The following is a 16,648-nucleotide window of genomic DNA, read 5'->3' as shown; positions in this document are numbered from 1 at the left end:
GTGGTGTCCTGCTGCCACATTGCCACGTCTGCGCAGGACGACTGATCGAGGAGTAGACGCTAAATGATCCCCTTGTCCTTCGCCCAGCGGCGCCTGTGGTTCATCGACCGGTTCGAGGGGCCGTCGGCGACCTACAACGTTCCGTTCCTGCTCCGCTTGAGCGGAACTCTCGATGAGGGCGCGCTGTCTGCCGCATTGCGCGACGTGGTCCTGAGGCACGAAAGCCTGCGCACCGTTTTCGTCGTCGACGAAAGCGGTGTGCCGGCCCAGCAGGTCCTTCCGGCCGAGAGCCTGGACCTGGACATTCCACTGATCGTGGCCGCTCCGGACGCCGTGGATGCGGTGGTCTCCGAGGAGGTCGTCCACCACTTCGACCTCGCCACCGACATCCCGGTGCGGGCCCGCCTGGTGCGCAGCGCACCGGACGAGCACGTGCTGATCCTCGTCATCCACCACATCGCCGCGGACGGCGAGTCGATGCTGCCGCTCTCCCGCGACCTGGCCGAGGCCTACACGGCACGGGTCCACGGCGAGGCCCCGGAGTGGGAGGAACTCCCCGTCCAGTACGGGGAGTACACCCTCTGGCAGCGCGAGATGCTCGGCGAGGAGAGCGACCCCGACAGCGTCATCTCCGCCCAGCTCGCCTACTGGCGCGAGGAACTGGCCGGTTCCCCCGAGCAGCTGCGGCTGCCGCTGGACCGGCCCCGCCCCGCCGTGATCAGCCACCGCGGCGACATGGTCGACTTCGCGATCGACGCCGAGCTGGTGGCCGCCGCCGAGCGGCTGGCCGCCGTACACGGCGCGAGCACCCCCATGGTCATGCAGGCGGCGCTCGCCGTCCTGCTGCACCACATGGGTGCCGGCGAGGACATCCCGCTCGGCGCCACCATCGCCGGCCGCGTCGACGAGGACCTGCTGGACCTGGTCGGCTTCTTCGTCAACACCTGGGTGCTGCGCACCGACCTCACCGGCAACCCCTCCTTCGACGAGGTGCTGGACCGGGTCCGGGACAAGGCCCTCGCCGCGTACGACAACCAGGACGCCCCCTTCGAGCGCCTGGTCGAGGTGCTCAACCCGGAGCGCTCCACCGCCTACAACCCGCTGTTCCAGGTGATGTTCACCTGGCAGAGCAACGACCGGCTGGTCCTGGACCTGCCCGGGGTGACCGGCGAGCTCGAGGCCGTCCCCACCCACACCGCCAAGTTCGACCTGGAGTTCAACTTCGCGGTCGACCCGGCGGACGACAGCATGCGCTGCGTCCTGGAGTATGCGACCGATCTTTTCAACCGCAGCACCGTGGAGAACATCGGCGCCCGCCTCCTCCAAGTGCTGCGCCACCTCCTCACCGACCCCGCCCGTCCGGTCGGCTCCGTCGATGTGCTGCTGCCCGGCGAGCGCGAGCGGCTGGCCGGCTTCGCCGACACCGCCGCCTCGACCCCCGCGGTCACCGTCCCCGAGCTGTTCGAGCAGCAGGTCGCCGTCGACCCGGACGCCGTTGCCGTCGTGTTCGGCGAGCAGACGCTGACCTACCGGGAGCTCGACGAGCGCGCCAACCGGCTGGCCCGCGCCCTGGCCGACCGGGGTGTGCAGCCGGAGACCCTGGTGGGCCTGGCGCTGCCGCGCTCGGCCGACCTGGTCGTCGCGATGCTCGGCATCATGAAGTCCGGCGCCGCCTACCTGCCGATCGACCCCCGCTTCCCCAGCAAGCGCCTGAGCCTGGTGCTCTCCCAGGCCCGCCCGGTGCTGCTGCTCACCGACCTCGCGACGGCGGGCGGACTGCCGGAGCACGACGCCCCCTGCCTGTTCCTGGAGGACCTGGACCTGGCGGGTGCCGAGGCCGCCGCGGTGGAGGTGCCGCTGCGTCCGGACAACCTGGCGTACGTCATGTACACCTCCGGCTCCACGGGCACCCCGAAGGGCGTCGCGATCACCCACCACGGTGTGGTCAACGGCGTGATGCGGCTGGCCTCGGTGGTCGGGATCGGCCCCGGCTCCAGGATGCTGGCCGGCACCTCCATCAACTTCGACGTCTCCGTCTTCGAGATCATCACCGCGCTCACCTCCGGCGGCAGCGTCGAGGTGGTCCGCGACGTGCTGGAGCTGGGCGAGCGCGAGGGCTGGTCCGGCAGTGTGATCAGTTCCGTCCCCTCGGTCTTCGCCGAGGTCCTCGACCAGATCGCGGGCAAGACCAGCGTGGACACCCTGGTGTTCGCCGGCGAGGCCCTGCCCGCCTCCCTGATCGCCCGGGCCCGGGAGGCCTTCCCCGGCGTCCGCGTGGTCAACAGCTACGGCCAGACCGAGTCCTTCTACGCCGGTACCTTCACCGTGGACGGCGCCCAGGAGTGGGACGCCAACGGCAGCGTGCCGATCGGTGACCCGCTGGGCAACATGCGCGCCCATGTGCTGGGCCCGGGCCTGACCCCGGTGCCCCCGGGCGTGGTGGGCGAACTCTATGTCTCCGGCGTGGTCGGCCGTGGCTACCACGGCCGCGCCGCCCTGACGGCGGAACGTTTCGTCGCCGACCCCTTCGGCCCGGCCGGCTCGCGCATGTACCGCACCGGCGACCTGGCCCGCTGGAACTCCGAGGGCAAGCTGGAGTACGCGGGCCGCGGCGACAGTCAGGTCAAGATCCGCGGCCTGCGGATCGAGCCCGGCGAGATCGAGGCGGCGCTGACCGCCCACCCCGGCGTCTCCCAGGCCGTGGTCACCGTCCACGAGCGGGCCGGCGCCAAGCAGCTCGTCGGCTATGTCGTCCCGGTCGGCGTCCTCGGCAGCGACCCCGGCGCCGCCGAGAGCATCGGCGACCTGCACGTCGACCTCACCGCCGGCGTCTCCACGGCCGAGCTCCGCACGTTCGTCTCCGCGCGCCTGCCGGAGTACATGGTCCCGTCCGCCTTCGTCATGCTCGACCGGCTGCCGCTGGCCCCCAACGGCAAGCTCGACCGGGCGGCCCTGCCCGCCCCGGTGTTCAAGGGTGAGGTCTACCGCGGCCCGTCGAACGAGGTCGAGGAGACCCTGGCCGCCGTCTTCGCCGAGGTCCTCGGCGTGGACCGGGTCGGCGTCGACGACGACTTCTTCGCCATCGGCGGCGACAGCATCCGCTCCATCCAGGTGGTCTCCCGGTCCCGCGCCCGCGGGGTCGAGGTCAGCCCCCGCGAGGTCTTCCAGTGCCGCACCGTGGCCGAACTCGCGATCGCCGCCGGCGGCCGGGCCGGCGCCACCGTGGTCCTGGAGGAGTTCGAGGGCGGCGGCGTCGGCTTTATGCCGCTGCTGCCGGTGGCCCGCTACCTCCTCGAACTCGGCGGCGGCTACCACCGGTTCACCATGTCCACGGTCGCCGACCTTCCCGCCGGCATCGACCGCGACGGCCTGGCCGCCACCCTGGCAGCCGTCTGGGACCGGCACGACCTGCTCCGCTCCCGGCTCGTCGACGACGGCATGGTCGTCACCGCGCCCGGCTCCGTCGACACCGCCTCCCTCATCCACCGGGTGGAGTGGGAGGGTGCCTGGGACGAGTCCTGGTACGAGCGCGCCACCGAGGAACTCGACGCGGCCACCGGCCGCCTGGACCCGGGCGCCGGAGTGATGGCGCAGTTCGTCTGGTTCGACGCCGGAGCCGGCGCCGGCCGCCTCCTCATCAGCCTCCACCACCTGGTGGTCGACGGCGTCTCCTGGCGCATCCTGCTCCCGGACCTCGCCGAGGCCTGGGGCAGGATCCGCGACGGCAGGACCCCCGAGCTCCCCGCGGTCGGCACCTCGGTGCGCCGCTGGACCCAGGCCCTGATCGACGCGGCGGAGAGCCCCGAGCGGCTCGCCGAACTGGAGCTGTGGAAGTCCGTGGTCGAAGGCCCGGACCCGCTCCTCGGCTCCCGCGACATCGACCCCGAGACCGACACCATCTCCGCCGTCGACTACGTCTGGCTGAAGGTGCCGGCCGCCGTCACCGGCGCGCTGCTCGCCGACGTCCCCGCCGCCTACCGCGGCGGTGTCAACGACGGCCTGCTCAGCGCCCTGGCCATCGCCGTGTCGAGCTGGCGCCGCAGCCGCGGCATCGACGAGTCCTCCCTGCTGGTCAAGCTGGAGGGCCACGGCCGCGAGGAAGGCGTCGTCCCCGGCGCCGACCTCTCCCGCACCGTCGGCTGGTTCACCAGCATGTTCCCCGTCCGCCTGGACCTCGGCACCGCCGACGTCGAAGAGGCCCTCGCGGGCGGCGCCGCCGCCGGGCAGGTCATCAAGGCCGTCAAGGAACAGCTGCTCCGCATCCCCGACAAGGGCCTCGGCTACGGCCTGCTCCGCTACCTCAACGACGACACCGCCGCCGTGCTCGCCGAGTACCCCACCGGCCAGATCGCCTTCAACTACCTGGGCGTCTTCAACTCGGCCGACATGCCCGAGGAGCTGCGCGGCCTGGGCTGGACCCAGGCCCCCGGCACCAACGAGCTGATCGCCGTCCCCGACGCCGACATGCCGGTGATGTCCACCCTGGAGATCAACGCGCTGGTCACCGACTCCGGGCAGCTGACCGCCCGGTTCGGCTTCCCGACCGGCGTCCTGGCCCGCGAGGACGTCGAACAGCTCGCCGAGCTGTGGCAGACCGCCCTGGAAGGCGTGGTCCGGCACGCCGCCCGCCCCGAGGCCGGCGGCCTGACCCCCTCCGACGTCCCGCTCGTCACGGTCCGCCAGAGCGAGCTGGAGGTCTGGGAGCGCCGCTACCCGTCCCTGACCGACGTATGGCCGCTCACCCCGCTCCAGAACGGGCTCCTCTTCGAGTCCATGCTGTCCGACGCCACCTACGACGCGTACCAGATGCAGTTCGCGTACCACCTGTCCGGCCCGGTGGACGCCGCCCGGATGCGCGCGGCCGGCCAGGCCCTCCTCGACCGGTACGCCAACCTGCGCACCGCATTCGTCTCCGACGACGCCGGAGACCTGGTCCAGCTCGTCCTCGACGAGGTCGAACTGCCCTGGCAGCACCTGGACATGACCGGCAAGGGCGAAGAGGAGTTCCAGCAGTTCCTGATCGAGGACCGCAACACGCGGTTCGACCCGGTCACCCCGCCGCTGCTGCGCATCACCCTGGTCACCCGCGGTCCCGGCCGCTCCGCCCTGGTCTTCACCGCCCACCACGTGCTGTTCGACGGCTGGTCGGTGCCCTGGCTGATGCAGGACCTGCTCCGGCTTTACGGTTCCGCCGGCGATGCCACCGCCCTGCCGCGGGTCCGCGGCTTCCGCGAGTTCCTGGTGTGGCTGGCCGAGCAGGACCGCGACGCCGCCGCCCGGGCCTGGTCCGAGGAGCTCGACGGCTTCGACGAGCCCACCCTGCTGGTGCCCGACAAGGGCGCCGACTCGCACAGCGACGACGTCGGCCTGGTCGAGGTGCCGCTCTCCGCCGAACTCGCCCACGGTCTGAACGCCACCGCCGCCGACCTCGGGGTCACCCTGAACACCCTGGTCCAGGGCGCCTGGGCGGTCCTGCTGGGCCAGCTGACCGGCCGCTCGGACGTGGTGTTCGGCGCCACCGTCTCGGGCCGCCCGCCGGCCGTGCCGGACGTCGAGTCCATGGTGGGCCTGTTCATCAACACCCTGCCCGTGCGGGTGCCGGCCGCCCCCGGCGACACCTTCGCCGAGCTGCTCGGCGCCCTCCAGAACCGGCAGGGGGCGCTGCTCGACCACCACCACTACGGCCTGACCGAGATCTACCAGGCCGCCGGGACCAACAACCTGTTCGACACCATCGTGGTGTTCGAGTCCTATCCCGTCGACCACGTCGGCCTGAGCGAGGCCAACGCCTCCTCCGGCGTTGCCATCACCGGCATCACCCCGTTCAGCGGCACCCACTACCCGCTGACCGTGATGGCGGACGCCGACCCCAACCTCCAGCTGTCCCTCCAGTACCAGCGCAACGTCCTGGCCCGGGCCGCGGTGGACACCCTCGCGGAGCGCTTCGAGCGGGTCCTGACCCAGCTGGTGGCCACCCCGCACATGCCGGTCGGCGCGGTGGACGTGCTCGCCCCCGCCGAGCGGGAGCAGATCCTGCGCGGCGCCGGCACGAGCACCGGCACGGTGCCGGTCACCGAGGACACCGTCCCCGGCCGGTTCGCCGAGCAGGCCGCGGCCACCCCGGACGCCATCGCGGTGGTGGCCGGCGGGCAGTCGCTCACCTACCGCGAGCTGGACGAGCGCGCGGACCGGGTGGCGGCCGGCCTGGCCGCCCGCGGCGTGGGCCGCGAGTCGGTCGTCGCCGTCGCACTGCCGCGCACCGCGGACCTGGTGGTCGCCCTCCTCGGCGTCCTCAAGTCCGGGGCCGGCTACGTGCCGATCGACCCCGAGTACCCGAGCCGCCGGCTCGAGTTCATCCTGGGCGACGCGGCACCCTCGCTGATCCTCACCGAGGCCGGAGCCCAGGGCGTGCTGCCGCCCGCCGACATCCCCCGGCTGTTCCTCGACGAGATCGAGACCGCCGCCGAGGGTGCGGGTGCCACGACCCCCGTGGTGGCCCCGCTCCCGGACAACGTGGCGTACGTGATGTACACCTCCGGCTCCACCGGCATCCCCAAGGGCGTGGCCATCACCCACCGGAACGTCACCAACGCCCTGCCGGGACTGGTCGACGCCCTCGGTGTGGAGCCGGGCGCGCGGGTCCTGGCCGGTGCGTCGATCAACTTCGACGTGTCGGTGTTCGAGATCTTCTCGGCGCTGACCACCGGCGGCAGCGTCGAGCTGGTCCGCGACGTCCTCGCCCTCGCCGAGCGCACGGACTGGTCCGCCGATGTGATCAGCTCGGTCCCCTCGGCCTTCGCCGAGCTGCTGGACGACCTGCCGGGCCGGATCAGCCCGCAGGCCCTGGTGTTCGCGGGCGAGGGCCTGCCGGCCTCGCTGGTGGCCCGGGCCCGGGAGGCCTTCCCCGGCGTCCGTGTGGTCAACGGCTACGGCCAGACCGAGTCCTTCTACGCCACCGCTTTCTCGCTGGCCGCCGCCGAGGAGTGGACCGGCGGCGCGAGCGCGCCGATCGGCGTGCCCCTGGGCAACGTCCGGGCGTACGTCCTGGGCGCCGGCCTGACCCCGGTGCCGCCCGGCGTGACGGGCGAGCTCTATGTGGCCGGCGCCTCCCTCGGGCGCGGCTACCGGGGCCGTGCCGCCCTCACGGCGGAACGTTTCGTCGCCGATCCCTTCGGCCCGGCCGGCTCGCGCATGTACCGCACGGGCGACCTGGCCCGCTGGACCGCCGAGGGCACCCTGGAGTACGTCGGCCGCGGCGACGGCCAGGTCAAGATCCGCGGCGTCCGCGTCGAGCCCGCCGAGGTCGAGGCCGTCCTGATCACCCACCCCGAGGTGGGCCAGGCCCTGGTCGTCGCCCGCGAGGGCCAGGGCAAGAGCACCTCCAAGTACCTCGCCGCCTATGTGGTCCCCACCGGCACCGAGGCACCTGAGAACCTCCGCGGCTACACCTCGGCGCGGCTCCCCGACCACCTGGTCCCCGCCGCGTTCGTCACCCTGGAGAAGTTCCCGCTGCTGCCCAACGGCAAGGTGGACCGGGCCGCGCTGCCCGAGCCGCAGTTCACCGGCGTGGCCTACCGGGCACCCCGCAACGCCAACGAGGAAGTGCTGTGCCGGCTGTTCGCCGAGGTCCTCGGCGTGGACCGGATCGGCATCGACGACGACTTCTTCGCCCGCAACGGCCACTCGCTGCTCGCCACCCGTCTGGTCAACCGGATCCGCGCCGCCCTCGGCGCGGAGGTCCGGGTCCGGCTGGTGTTCGACGCGCCCACCGTCGCCGAGCTGAGCCGCCACCTGACGGCCACCGGCCCGGCCCGGCCGCAGCTGCGCCGCGTCGAGACCCGCCCCGAGCGGGTGCCGCTCTCCTACGCCCAGACCCGGCTGTGGTTCGTGGACCGCTTCGAGGGCCCCTCGTCCACGTACAACCACTCCTTCGTGCTGCGCCTGGCCGGCCTGCTCAACGTCGAGGCGCTGCGCGCCGCCGTCCGCGACCTGGTGGCCCGCCACGAGACCCTGCGCACCCTGATGGTGGAGGACGCCGACGGCCACCCCTACCAGCAGGTCGTGCCCGCGGCCGAGGTGTCCCTGGACATCCCGCTCGTGGACGTGTCGGCCACCGGCGTGGCCGAGGCCGTGGCCGAGGTCCTCGAGGACCCGTTCCACATGGCGACGCAGATCCCGGTCCGGGCCGCCCTGGTGCGCTCCGGCGCCGAGGAGCACCGCCTGGTCCTGGTGATCCACCACATCGCCGTCGACGGCGAGTCGATGGCCCCGCTCGCCCGCGACCTGGGCGCCGCCTACGCGGCCCGGCTGGACGGCCACGCGCCGGCCTGGGAGGAACTGCCGGTCCAGTACGTCGACTACACGCTGTGGCAGCGCGAGCTGCTCGGCGAGGCCGACGACCCGGACAGCCTGCTCACCGCCCAGGCCTCGTACTGGCGGCAGGAGCTGGCCGGCGCCCCGCAGCCGCTGCCGCTGCCCGTGGACCGGCCCCGCCCGCCGGCCCCCAGCCACCGCGGAGACGTGGTGGAGTTCGGCCTCGACCCGCAGCTGTCGGCCGCGGTCGAAGAGCTGGCCCGTACGCACGGCGCGACCGCCTCGATGGTGCTCCAGTCGGCGCTGTCGGTGCTGCTCGGCCGGCTCGGCAGCGGTGACGACATCACCATGGGCTCCCCGATCGCCAACCGCACCGACGCGGAACTGGCCGAGCTGGTCGGCTTCTTCGTCAACACCTGGGTGCTGCGCGCCGACCTGTCCGGCAACCCCTCCTTCGAGGAGGTGCTGCGGCAGGTGCGGGGCAAGGCCCTCACCGCGTACGACAACCAGGAAGCCCCGTTCGAGCGGCTGGTGGAGATCCTCAACCCGGAGCGCTCCACCGCCTACCACCCGCTGTTCCAGGTGATGTTCGCCTGGCAGAACATCACCCGCGAGGACTTCGAGATGCGCGGGCTCCAGGTCACCTGGGAGCCCTCGTTCACCGACACCGCCAAGTTCGACCTGTTCTTCAACATGGGCGACATCCCGGGCACCGGCGTGATCGGCTACCTCGAGTACGCGACGGACCTCTTCAACCGAAGCACCATCGAGAAGCTCGCCGAGCGCTTCGTGCAGGTGGTCCGCCAGCTCGTCACCGAGCCGGCCCGGCGGATCGCCACGGTGGACGTGCTGGTCCCGGGGGAGCAGGAGCTGCTGGACGGCTTCTCCCGCCCCGCGGTCCCGGCCGGCGAGGCCACCCGCCCGGTGGCCACCACCGTCACCGGACTGTTCGAGGCGCAGGCCCAGGCCGCCCCCGACGCGGTGGCCGTGGTCTCCGGCGAGCAGACCCTGACGTACCGGGAGCTCGACGAGCGCGCCAACCGGCTCGCCCGCGCCCTGGCCGACCGGGGCGTGCAGCGGGAGTCCGTGGTGGGTCTGGCGCTCTCGCGTTCGGCCGACCTGGTCGTCGCGATGCTCGGCATCCTGAAGTCCGGTGCCGCCTACCTGCCGATCGACCCCCGCTTCCCGAGCGGGCGGCTGGGCCTGATGCTGGAACAGGCCGCCCCCGAGCTGCTCCTCCTCGACGAGGAGGCCGCCCGGGTGCTGCCGGAGCACGGGGTCGCGGAGCTCTTCCTCGGGAAGATCGACCTGACAGAGGGTGCGGCGGCTGCTGTACCGGCCGCGCCGTCCCCGGACAACCTGGCGTACGTGATGTACACCTCCGGTTCCACGGGCGTCCCCAAGGGCGTCGCCGTGACCCACGGCAACGTGACCAGTGCCCTGCCGGGCCTGGTGGCAGCCCTGGGTCTGGAGCCGGGTGCCCGGATCCTGGCCGGCACCTCGGTCAACTTCGACGTCTCGGTGTTCGAGATCATGACCGCGCTGACCACGGGCGGCAGTGTCGAGGTGGTCCGCGACGTGCTGGAGCTGGGCGAGCGGGAGAGCTGGTCGGGCAGTGTGATCAGTTCCGTCCCCTCGGTCTTCGCGGAGCTGCTGGACCAGATCGCGGGCAAGACCCGTGTGGACACCCTGGTGTTCGCGGGCGAGGCCCTGCCGGCCTCGCTGGTGGCCCGGGCCCGGGAGGCCTTCCCCGGCGTCCGTGTGGTCAACGGCTACGGCCAGACCGAGTCCTTCTACGCCACCGCCTTCTCGCTGGCCGCCGGCGAGGAGTGGGACGGTGCCGCCGGTGCGCCGATCGGCACCCCGCTGGAGAACGTCCGGGCGTACGTCCTGGGCACCGGCCTGACCCCGGTCCCGCCGGGCGTCCCGGGTGAGCTCTATGTGGCCGGCGCCTCCGTGGGCCGTGGCTACCGGGGCCGTGCCGCCCTGACGGCGGAACGTTTCGTCGCCGACCCCTTCGGCCCGCCCGGCTCCCGGATGTACCGCACCGGCGACCTGGCCCGCTGGACCGCCGAGGGCACCCTGGAGTACGTCGGCCGTGGCGATGCCCAGGTCAAGATCCGCGGCCTGCGGATCGAGCCGGGCGAGATCGAGGCCGCGCTCACCGCCCACCCGGGCGTCGAGCAGGCCGCCGTCCTGGTCCGCGCCGGCAAGGGCGATGCCAAGCAGCTCGTCGGCTATGTCGTCCCGGCCCGCACCGCGGACCAGGACGCCCCCGCCAAGAAGAACAGCATGGACCTCACCGCCGGTGTCTCCGCGCAGGAGCTCCGCCGGTTCGCCTCGGCCCGTCTGCCGGAGTACATGGTCCCGTCCGCCTTCGTCATGCTGGACCGGCTGCCGCTGGCCCCCAACGGCAAGCTCGACCGGGCGGCGCTGCCCGACCCCGTGTTCAAGGGCGAGGTCTACCGCGGCCCGTCGAACGAGGTCGAGGAGACCCTGGCCGTCGTCTTCGCCGAGGTCCTCGGCGTGGACCGGGTCGGCGTCGACGACGATTTCTTCGCCATCGGCGGCGACAGCATCCGCTCTATTCAGGTGGTCTCCCGGTCCCGTGCCCGCGGGGTCGAGGTCAGCCCCCGCGAGGTCTTCCAGTGCCGAACCGTGGCCGAACTCGCGCTGATCGCGGCCGAGCGGGTCGGCGCGGCGGTGGTCCTGGAGGAGTTCGAGGGCGGCGGCGTCGGCTTTATGCCGCTGCTGCCGGTGGCCCGCTACCTCCTCGAACTGGGCGGCGGATTCGACCGGTTCACCATGTCCACGGTCGCCGACCTGCCGGCCGGCATCGACCGGGACGGCCTGGTCGCCACCCTGGCCGCGGTGTGGGACCGGCACGACCTGCTCCGCTCCAAGCTGACCGCCGGCGGCATGATCGTCAGCGCGCCCGGCTCGGTCGACGTATCGGGCCTGGTGCACCGGATCGACTGGGACGGCGCCTGGGACGAGGCGTGGCTGGCCCGCGCCACCGAGGAACTCGACGCGGCCACCGGCCGCCTGGACCCGGCCGCCGGTGTGATGGCGCAGTTCGTCTGGTTCGACGCCGGAACCGGCGCCGGCCGGCTGCTGGTGATCCTGCACCACCTGGTCGTGGACGGTGTCTCCTGGCGCATCCTGCTGCCCGACCTCGCCGAGGCCTGGGGGCAGATCCGCGAGGGCAAGGCCCCCGAGCTCCCCGCGGTCGGCACCTCGGTGCGCCGCTGGACCCAGGCCCTGATCGACGAGGCCGCCTCCCCGAAGCGCGTCGCCGAACTCGGCCTGTGGCAGTCCGTGGTGGACGGCCCGGACCCGCTCCTCGGCTCCCGCGACATCGACCCCGCCGTGGACGTGGTCTCCACCGTCGAGCACGTCTGGCTGAAGGTGCCCGGCTGGGTCACCGAGGCCCTGCTCACCGAGGTCCCCGCCGCCTTCCGCGGCGGTGTCAACGACGGCCTGCTGACCGGCCTCGCCCTGGCCGTCGCCCAGTGGCGGCGGACCCGCGGGATCGAGGAGTCCTCCCTGCTGGTCAAGCTGGAGGGCCACGGCCGTGAGGAAGGCGTCGTCCCCGGCGCCGATCTCTCCCGTACCGTCGGCTGGTTCACCAGCATGTTCCCCGTCCGGCTCGACATCGGCGAAGCGGACCTCGACGAGGCCCTGGCCGGCGGCGCCGCCGCCGGACGCGTGGTCAAGGCCGTCAAGGAGCAGCTGCTCCGGATCCCCGACAAGGGCCTCGGCTACAGCCTGCTCCGCTACCTCAACGAGGACACCGCCGAGCAGCTCCGCGGCCACGGCACCGGCCAGATCGCGTTCAACTACCTCGGCCGGTTCTCCACCACGGACATGCCGGAGGAGCTCCGCGGGCTGGGCTGGACCCTCGCCCCCGGCAGCAGCGAACTGATCGCCGTCCCCGACGCCGACATGCCGGTGATGTCCACCCTGGAGATCAACGCGGCCGTCACCGACACCGCGGAGGGCCCGCAGCTGGGCGTCCGCTTCGGCTTCCCCGCCGGAGTCCTGGCCCGCACCGAGGTCGAGCAGCTCGCCGACCTCTGGCGGACCGCCCTGGAGGGCCTGGCCCGCCATGTCGCCCAGCCGGGCGCCGGCGGCCTGACCCCCTCCGACGTCCCGCTCGTCACGGTCCGCCAGAGCGAGCTGGAGGTCTGGGAACGCCGCTACCCGTCCCTGTCCGACGTATGGCCGCTCACCCCGCTCCAGTCCGGCCTGCTCTTCGAGTCGCTGATGGCCGACTCCACCTACGACGCCTACCACGTCCAGGTGGTGTACGACCTCTCCGGCGCCGTGGACCCCGACCGGATGCGGACCGCCGGACAGGCCCTCCTCGACCGGTACGCCAACCTGCGCACCGCGTTCGTCTCCGACGCCGCCGGCAACCAGGTGGCGCTGGTCCTGGACGAGGTCGAACTCCCCTGGGAGTTCACCGACCTCCGGGACCTGGACGCCGCCCGCCGTGACCGGGCACTGGAGCGCTTCCTGGCCGAGGACCAGGCCAACCGCTTCGACCCGACCCGCGCCCCGCTGCTCCGGCTCTCGCTGGCGCTCACCGGCGCGGACACGGCCGAACTGGTCCTCACCTCGCACCACGCCCTGCTCGACGGCTGGTCGCTGAGCGTGCTGATGCAGGAGCTGCTGCGCCTCTACGGCTCGGCCGGCGACGACTCGGTGCTGCCGCGGGCCCGCAAGTACCGGGACTTCCTCGGCTGGATGACCGAACAGGACGCAGGCGAGTCCGCCCGCGCCTGGGAGACCGAGCTCGCCGGGGTCGAGGAGCCCACGCTCATCGCGCCCGGCGCCGGATCCGAGGTGGACCCCGAGCGGGTCGGCCAGATCGAGATCCCGCTGTCGTCCGAGACCGCCCGCGAACTGGTGCGCAGCGCCGCCGACCTCGGCATCACGCTGAACACCCTGGTCCAGGGCACCTGGGCCATCGTCCTCGGTAGCCTGACCGGACGTCAGGACGTGGTCTTCGGCACCACCGTCTCGGGCCGCCCGCCGGCCGTGGCCGGGGTGGAGTCCATGGTGGGCCTGTTCATCAACACCCTCCCGGTACGGGCGGAGCTGTCCCCCTGGCACACCCTGCGCCAGGTGCTGACGGGCCTCCAGGACCGGCAGGGCCCGCTGATGGACCACCACCACATCGGACTGACGGAGATCACCCGGAGCACCGGCCTGGGCACCCTGTTCGACACCGTGGTCGTCTTCGAGTCCTTCCCGATGGACCGGGACGGTCTCGCCGACACCGGGGTCAACGGCGGCATCGCCATCACCGGCGTCAGCACCGGCAACGGCACCCACTACCCGCTGGGCATCGCGGCTGCGGCCGACGACTCCCTGCACGTGGTGATGGAGTACCAGGAGGACCTGTTCGAGGCGGAGGCCGCCGAGGGGATCGCCGCCCGGTTCGCCCGGGTGCTGAACCAGCTGGTGTCCGACCCGGACGTGGCGCTCGGCGCGGTGGACATGGTGCCGCCGACCGAGCGGGAGCGGCTGCTGGCCGGCTTCAACGCCACCGCCGCGGCCACCGCGGACGGGACCGTCCCGGACCTCTTCGAGCGGCAGGCCGCCGCCACCCCGGACGCGGTGGCGGTGCTCTTCGAAGAGGAGCGGCTGACCTACCGCGAGCTCGACGAGCGGGCGAACCGGCTGGCCCACGCCCTGGTGGCGCAGGGCGTCGGACCGGAGACGGTGGTGGCGGTCGCCACCCGCCGCTCCCCGGACCTGGTGGTGGCCCTGCTCGGCGTGTCCAAGGCGGGCGGCGCCTACCTGCCCGTCGACCACACCTACCCGGCCGAGCGCATCGCCTACATGGTCGAGGACTCGGGCGCCCGGCTGGCCGTGGTGGACGCGGTCGCGGCCGAGGTCATGGCCGGCCACGGCCTGCCGACCCTGCGGGTCGACGAGGCCGCCCGGGACGAGGCCGGATCGGGCGGGGCCCTCGCCCCGGTCCAGCGGTTCCAGACCCTCGACAGCGCCGCGTACGTCATCTACACCTCGGGTTCCACCGGCCGCCCCAAGGGCACCGTGGTCACCCACCGGGGCATCGCCAGCCTGGTCGCCGCCCACACGGAGAAGATGGCCGTCACCGCCGGCAGCCGGATGCTCCAGCTCGTCTCGCCCAGCTTCGACGTGTCGATCTGCGAGATGTTCACGGTCCTGCTGTCCGGAGCGGCCCTGGTGGTCGCCGACAAGGAGCAGCTGGCTCCGGGCCTGCCGCTGGCCGACACCGTCGACCGGCACCAGGTGACGCACATGATGCTGCCGCCCGCGATGCTGGCCGCGCTTCCCACGGACGCGCTGACCAGCGTGGTCTCCCTGCTGGTCGGTGGCGAATCGCCGGCCCCGGAGCTGGTCGCCGCCTGGGCGCCGGGCCGCCGGATGATGAACGTCTACGGCCCGACGGAGACCACGGTGTGCGCCACGATGGGCGCGCCGATGACCCCGGACGGCACGGTGTTCCCGATCGGTACGCCGATCCACAACACCCGGGTGTACGTGCTGGACGCGGCGCTCCAGCCGGTGCCCGTGGGCGTGGCCGGCGAGCTGTACATCGCCGGGCCCGGCGTGGCCCGCGGGTACCTCGGCAAGCCGACCGTGACCGCCGAGCGCTTCGTGGCCTCCCCGTTCGGGCGGCCCGGCGAGCGGATGTACCGGACCGGCGACGTGGTGTCCTGGAACGAGGCCGGCGAGCTGGTCTTCCGCGGCCGGGCCGACGACCAGGTCAAGATCCGCGGCTTCCGCATCGAGCTCGGCGAGATCGAGGCCGCCCTGGCCTCACACCCCGCCGTGGACCGGGCGGTGGTGGTGGTCGACGCCCAGCGCGGGGACAAGCGCCTGGTCGGCTATGTGGTGCCGGCCGGCGGGGAGTCCGAGACGTCCGAGACGTCCGGGGACCTGCTCGCCGAGGTGCGCGGACTGCTGCGGGACCGGCTGCCCGAGCACATGGTGCCCGCCGCGCTGGTGGCCATCGAGGAGGTGCCGCTGACCCTGAGCGGCAAGCTGGACAAGCGGGCGCTGCCCGCGCCGGACTACGCGGGGGAGTCGGCCGGCCGTGCGCCGCGGACCCCGCGCGAGGAGATCCTCTGCGGCCTGTTCGCGGAGGTGCTGGGGCTCGAGTCGGTCACCATCGACGACAGCTTCTTCGTCCGGGGCGGACACTCCCTGCTGGCCTCCCGCCTCATCACCCGCATCCGGATCGTGCTGGGCGTCAACCTCCCGCTGCGGGCGGTGTTCGACTCCCCGACGGTCGCCGAGCTGGTGGGCTACCTGGAGGCGGAGGGTTCGTCCGGCGGCGCCGGTGACCCCTTCGGTGCGGTCCTGTCCATCAAGGGCGGCGCCAATTCCCTGACAAATGACCGAACTCTGTGGTTCATCCACCCCGGTGGCGGCATATGCTGGCCCTACCTCGGATTCGCCGGTCGTCTTCCGCAGTACACGACGATCAACGGAATCCAGGCGAAGGGATTCGACGGCCGGACGAAACTGCCCGAGTCCATCGACGAGATGATCCTCGACTATGTCGGGGAGATCCTGGAGATCCAGCCGGAAGGCCCCTTCCACCTGGCCGGATATTCCATCGGCGGTACGTTCGCCCAGGCGATCGCCGCCGAACTGCAGCAGCGCGGGCACGAGGTGGCGCTGCTGGCGATGCTGGACAGCGTGCCCAGTACGTACCTGGTCACGCAGGCATCGCCCACCGCGGGCGCGCTCCGGGAGTACTTCCAGGAGCAGCTCACCGGCCTGGCCGGCTCGGAGGACCACGAGTCGTTCCTGGACAACGCGGTGCGCGTCATCCTCAACCACACGTCTCTGACACCCGGATTCAATTCGCCCGTGTTCCACGGAGACGCGCTCTTCTTCAATGCCGTGCCCAATCCGGACGCACGGTTCGGCGACCTGTGGAAGCCGTTCATCACGGGCACCGTCAAGCAGTACGACATCGAGACCACCCACCACGAAATGGTGCTGCCGGAACCTGCTGCCGAGATGTGCCGGATCGTCGGTCGAGAAGTTTCCGCAAAGCAGTCGGATGGAAATGGAGTTCAGGTATGAGTAGCAACCCGTTCGACGACGAGAGCGGCCAGTTCTACGTGCTGGTGAACGGCGAGGACCAGCACTCGCTGTGGCCCGCATTCGCCGAGGTTCCGGCCGGCTGGCGCATCGTGTTCGGCGCGGCGGCCCGGCCGGACTGCCTGACCTACGTCGAGGACAACTGGACGGACCTGCGGCCCAAGAGCCTGCAGGACGCCATGGCCGTATCCCAGTAGATCCGGATTTCCCAGAGTACGCAGAG

General features: G+C 72.4%; 2 protein-coding genes. Both read left to right on the top strand.

Going from position 1 to position 16,648, the window contains the following annotated elements; translation table 11 throughout:
* Window positions 1–63 precede the first annotated feature (63 nt).
* Window positions 64–16,407, top strand: coding sequence for a non-ribosomal peptide synthetase (locus tag DEJ50_RS11220; RefSeq protein ID WP_150207485.1), 16,344 nt, complete (start codon window positions 64–66; stop codon window positions 16,405–16,407).
* Window positions 16,404–16,622, top strand: a complete 219-nt coding sequence (locus DEJ50_RS11215; protein ID WP_150207483.1) for an MbtH family protein — start codon at window positions 16,404–16,406, stop codon at window positions 16,620–16,622. Before DEJ50_RS11220 ends, DEJ50_RS11215 begins: the two co-directional genes overlap by 4 nt.
* Window positions 16,623–16,648: the final 26 nt, after the last annotated feature.

Origin of the sequence: Streptomyces venezuelae, from assembly GCF_008642295.1 — a bacterium.
GTDB classification, from domain to species: domain Bacteria; phylum Actinomycetota; class Actinomycetes; order Streptomycetales; family Streptomycetaceae; genus Streptomyces; species Streptomyces venezuelae_C.
The sequence above is the reverse complement of the archived record's forward strand: the minus strand, read 5'-3'. Positions and strand labels throughout refer to the sequence as shown.